At 50.0% G+C, this 5,250-nt stretch carries 3 protein-coding genes; 1 reads left to right on the top strand and 2 read right to left on the bottom strand.

Features of this window, described 5'->3' with window-relative positions:
* Nucleotides 1-155 precede the first annotated feature (155 nt).
* On the top strand, nt 156-3,491 hold the full coding sequence (locus ABYP73_RS11110; protein ID WP_372974368.1) for a DUF2723 domain-containing protein: 3,336 nt from the start codon (nt 156-158) through the stop codon (nt 3,489-3,491).
* Nucleotides 3,492-3,538: 47 nt separating this feature from the next.
* On the opposite strand, the gene ABYP73_RS11105 is transcribed toward ABYP73_RS11110, so the two are convergent.
* Nucleotides 3,539-3,835, bottom strand: coding sequence for a co-chaperone YbbN (locus ABYP73_RS11105; RefSeq protein ID WP_163691579.1), 297 nt, complete (start codon nt 3,833-3,835; stop codon nt 3,539-3,541).
* Between the two features lie 91 nt (nt 3,836-3,926).
* Complete coding sequence (locus ABYP73_RS11100) at nt 3,927-5,156, bottom strand: metallophosphoesterase (RefSeq protein ID WP_372974367.1); 1,230 nt, start codon at nt 5,154-5,156, stop codon at nt 3,927-3,929.
* Between the last annotated feature and the right edge of the window lie 94 nt (nt 5,157-5,250).

Below are 5,250 nucleotides of genomic sequence, written 5' to 3'. Positions count from 1 at the left end.
TGCAAATTTAAGACAAAGTTTTGTTTGCACAAATAATTTTAAGCACAATCCAAGCGGGGTCTGGCAATATTACAGGTGTTAAACCTTTGGGAAATATTGATCCCGATAAATTTTTTAATTAGTAATTTCGCCTCTGTTGGTAAAAGGAAGACCTGATGGTATCAAAAAACTTCGATAAATGGGACTCCCTGACGGGTTGGGGGGTTTTTTTTATAGCCCTGATCGTATATGGACTCACTGTGGAACCTACCAGTAGCTGGTGGGATGCGGGAGAATACATCACCACCTCGGCCAAACTTCAGGTGGCCCATCCACCCGGTGCCCCTCTCTTTCAGATGATAGGCGCTTTTTTTGCCATGTTTGCCATGGAGCCCGATCAGGTGGCCAGGATGGTAAACTATATGTCGGGTGTATCCAGTGCTTTTACCATCCTTTTTATGTTCTGGACCATTACCAACCTCACCCGTAAACTCATTGCCGGGTCCGGGACCCTGAGCAACCCCCAGGCTATTGCCATCCTCGGGAGCGGATTAGTGGGCTCCCTGGCCCTGACCTTCTCCGACAGTTTCTGGTTCAATGCCGTGGAGACCGAGGTCTACGCCATGGCCAGCCTGATCATGGCCCTATTGCTCTGGCTTGGGCTGAAATGGACAGACAACCTGGACCATCCCAGGGGCAACAAATACCTGGTCCTGATCTCTTTTGTGGTCGGACTCACCTTTGGGATACAGTTCATGGGCTTCCTCGCCATCCCCTCCATAGGCCTGCTCTATTACTTTAAAAAATACAAGAAGACCACGGTCAAGAATTTCCTGCTCGCCAATATCACGGTGGTGGCCGTCCTCATGCTGGTCTATAAATTTTCCCTCACCTATGTGCTCAAGCTTTTCGGGTGGAGCGAGGTCTTTTTTATCAATAGCATAGGCCTGCCTTTCAATTCAGGGACCATCATCATGGGCCTGGTCTTTGTCGGCGTGTTTTATTACGCCCTGAGGTATACCCGCAGGAATAACTACGTGACGGCGAACACCCTGGTCCTTTGTGCAATGTTCCTCTTCCTGGGATTTTCTTCCTGGTTGATGCTGCCCATCAGGGCCAATGCCAACGTGGTCATCAATGAGAACAACCCCTCTGATGCCAGGTCCCTCCTCGCCTATTACAACCGGGAGCAGTACCCGGGGGTAGACAGTCCTTTTTACGGCACTTATTACTCCGATGCCTTTGCCAAGCCCGGACCCGATAAAGATGACAAGCCTAAATACGAGAAGGACGAAGCCCTTGGCAAATACGTCATCGTCAATAAATACAAGGATGCCATACAGGGGCCCAATCCCGACCATCAGGGATTCCTGCCCAGACTGTGGAGTGATCAGCACGCAGAGAACTACATGAAGTTCTTCGGTCCGCTCGATTTCCGGATGACCACCAGTAATGAGGAATTGCAAAGGGCGGTCAACCAGGTCAAAACAGGCTATGCCAATGGGGAGATAGACGAAGCCCAATACATCAGTTTCCTGCGGCAGTTCAGCGAATATCTGGAAGTACAACCCCCCAGTCTGTGGGACAATATCAATTATATGTTCCAATTCCAGTTCGGGTATATGTACTGGAGGTATTTTATGTGGAATTTTGTAGGCAAACAGGACGATGTACAGGGCCGATACAACGGCAACGGGGAATGGCTGAGCGGGATAGGCTTTATCGACAGCCTCCGACTGGGCAGCCAGGAGAATCTGCCCAAGGATGTGCTGGAAAACAAGGGTAGGAATACCTATTTTTTCCTGCCATTACTCCTGGGGATCATAGGTCTGGTCTTCCAGGTATCCCGAAATCCAAAACAATTCTGGGTCCTCTTTGTATTCTTTATCTTTACGGGGATCGCCATACAATTCTATACCAACCCCTTTATCTTCCAACCCCGGGAAAGGGATTATTCCCTGGTCGGCTCTTTCTACGTCTTTGCCATCTGGATAGGGATTGGGGTCTATGGGCTGTACGAGGAATTCAGCAAACTTCTGACCCCAAAAATATGGGCGCCGGTGATCACCCTGGTATGCCTGTTGAGCGTACCGGGGGTGATGGCCTACCAGAACTGGGACGACCATGACCGCTCAGGGAGATATACGGCTAGAGCCGCGGCTAAAGCATATTTGGATTCCTGCCAGGAAGATGCAGGGGCCATGTTGTTTACCATAGGGGACAACGATACCTTCCCTCTCTGGTACGTACAGGAAGTGGAGGGATACCGAACCGATGTACGGGTGATCTGCACAAGTCTTTTCGCGACAGACTGGTATGTAGACCAAATGAAGCGAAAAGCCTACAAGAGTGACCCCATCCCCTCTCAACTCACTCACGACCTGTACCGGTACGGTAACAGGGATGTGATCTACTACCAGGGGATCACGGAAAGGCGATGGGACATCAAGGACTTCATGAAATGGGTAGGCAGCAATGACCCCCAGACCAAACTGGGGTCCCTGTTGGAAAAGCAGGGAGCTGATACCAGCGGGTATTCCGAAAGCACCCTGGACCTGGTCTACTACCCTACCAACAAGATCCGGGTCCCCGTAAACAAGAAAAACGTGCTGGAATCCGGACTGGTCAAAGAAAAAGATTCGGCCCTGATCGTGGATTATATCGATATCGACCTGCCTCAGGCCCTGCCCAAGAACCGAATCATGATGTTAGACATCATCGCGAACAATGACTGGAAGCGGCCTATTTATTTCTCGGGGGGCAGTTTCGACAAGGCTGAATACATTTGGATGAAAGACTACCTGCAGTTAGAAGGGATGGCCTACAAACTGGTGCCCATCAAGACTAAGAACCCCAGCTCCTATGAGATGGGTCGCATCGATACCGAGATCATGTACCATATCGTCAAAGGCTGGGAGTGGGGAAATTCGGGCAGTTCCGAAATCTATCACGACCCCCAGACCCGTACTCAGGGTCTCTCCTTCAGGAGCAACCTGGCCAGACTGGTCGAGGCCCTCATCGATGAGAATGAGATCGACAAGGCGAGGGAGATCATCGACCTTACCATGGAGAACCTGCCGGTAGCCTATTACGGTTTTTACACCTTTGTGGAACCCTTCCTGGATGGATATTACAAGGTGGGGGAGACTACAAAGGCAAGGGGCCTCTACCAGGAGCTCAAGGAGATCTACCAGAGCAGGCTGAATTACTACGCAGGCACCCCCCTGGACGAGCAGTATGACAACCTCGAGGATATCATCGGAGACATGGAGGGATATCGCAGGATCATCGATATCCTGATCGAGAATGACGACAGGGAAATGGCGGAGAAGGAAACGGCCATATTCAACGACCAGATCGACCAGTTCAGCCACTTCTACCAGGACGACCTGCTGGAGGAATTACCGGAAGAAGATTTCGATGAACCCGGAATCATAGATACGCTACCTGCATCAGATACCATCAATGCGGATGCGACACAGGTGGAAGAAGCTGAGATCCCTGAAAATTAGGTAACGCCGGATAAGATCACGGGAGCAATAAACCGGATGTTGAAAGATTAGATGTATTCGTTGAGGATACCGATCAGGGTATTGGCGTCCTGTTCTCCGCTCTGCCTCCAGACCATCTCTCCCTTTTTGTAGATCATCAAGGTAGGCAGGCCCTTTACCCTGAGAGCCTGGGACAATTCCTTGTTCTTGTCCACATCGATCTTGATCACCTTACCCTTGTCTCCCAGCGCCGCAGCTACATCCCTCAATACGGGGTGCATGGCCGTGGATTGCTCATTCCATTCAGCATAGAAATCGAGTAGAACCGGCACATTGAGATCTATCAGTTCACCGAATTTAGACATAGGTGTTGAGTTGGGTTACGAATCAAATGTAATAAAAATTGTTAAACACCACGGAAATCAAAGGCTTACACGATATTCTTTAACGAATTTTTTACACAATTTCCTTCTTCTTCAGGCGGATCACAGTGATCTCGGGCCAGATACCTACCCGACCCGGATAGCCCAGGAAGCCAAAACCCCTGTTCACGTTGATGAATTGTCCCAATTCCTCATAGATCCCGGCCCAGTACTTATAGCGCCATTTTACAGGGCTCCATTTGACCCACCCCGGGATCTCTATCCCGAATTGCATGCCGTGGGTGTGTCCGCTCAGTGTGAGGTGATAATGGTATTCATCCTGTATCACCACGTCCTCCCAGTGGGAAGGGTCATGGCTCATCAGGACTTTGAAATCGTCTTTGTCAATTCCCCTCACGGCTTTTTTGAGGTCGCCCGCCTTTTTGAAGCCGCCCCGGCCCCAGTTCTCCACGCCCACCAGGGCCAGTTTGTCTTTTCCTCTCCTGAGGTATCGGCTTTCGTTCAATAGCAGGTCAAATCCCATCTCCTTCTGCATATCCTTGAGGACCTCCAGGTTTTCAGCCTTGAGTTCGGGGGTGTCCCACGGAACGTAGTCCCCGTAATCGTGGTTTCCGAGGATAGAGAACTTTCCGTCCCTCGCCTTGAGGGTAGAAAAAAGGTCTTTCCACGGGGCCATCTCCAGGGCCATGTTGTTGACCATATCCCCTGTAAAGAGGATCACATCGCTCTCCTGTTTATTGATCAGGTCTACGGCGTATTCGATCTTCTTTCTGTTGTCAAAACTTCCGCTGTGGATATCCGAGATCTGGGTGATCTGATAGTTGTGGAAAGAATCAGGAAGGTCTTCAAACTCGAGGTCGTATTTCAGGACCTGGAAGTTGTACTTCCCCCGGTACATTCCGTAGAGTAATGCCCCAAAAGGAATGGCCGCGATCCCCATGGCGATCATGCTGAGAAAACGCCTCCTGGCTGGCAAGCTGAACTCCGTAGTGCTACCGAACAGCTTGCCCAGCAGGGCTGAGATCGTCCGGAAAATATCCTCTGAGAACAGGAATACAATGGTGATGATCTCGAAGGTGAGCATGGCAATGAGGAAACCGAAGGCATAGCTCTTCGGCCGGTTCAGCACACTGCCATCACTTTCTCCGAAGGTGAATTGATAGACGAAGTTGCCGAGCACCAGAAGGCCCAGCGCCATAAAGGTGTAGTAGACCCAAGGAAAACGGGAAACTGTTTTGATCGCCTGCAGGGAGTAATACCCCATGATGCAGTAAATGGCAATAAAAACAATCCAGCGAAGCATATTCCTTTTTTACAAATATATTTTATTACGAAGCCTTCCGGGATTCTTTTAGACTTAATTAACGCTTTCGATCACTTTTCTCAGGATTTCAGGA

Origin of the sequence: Muriicola sp., from assembly GCF_041567615.1 — a bacterium.
Taxonomy (GTDB): Bacteria; Bacteroidota; Bacteroidia; order Flavobacteriales; family Flavobacteriaceae; genus Muriicola.
The sequence above is the reverse complement of the archived record's forward strand: the minus strand, read 5'-3'. Positions and strand labels throughout refer to the sequence as shown.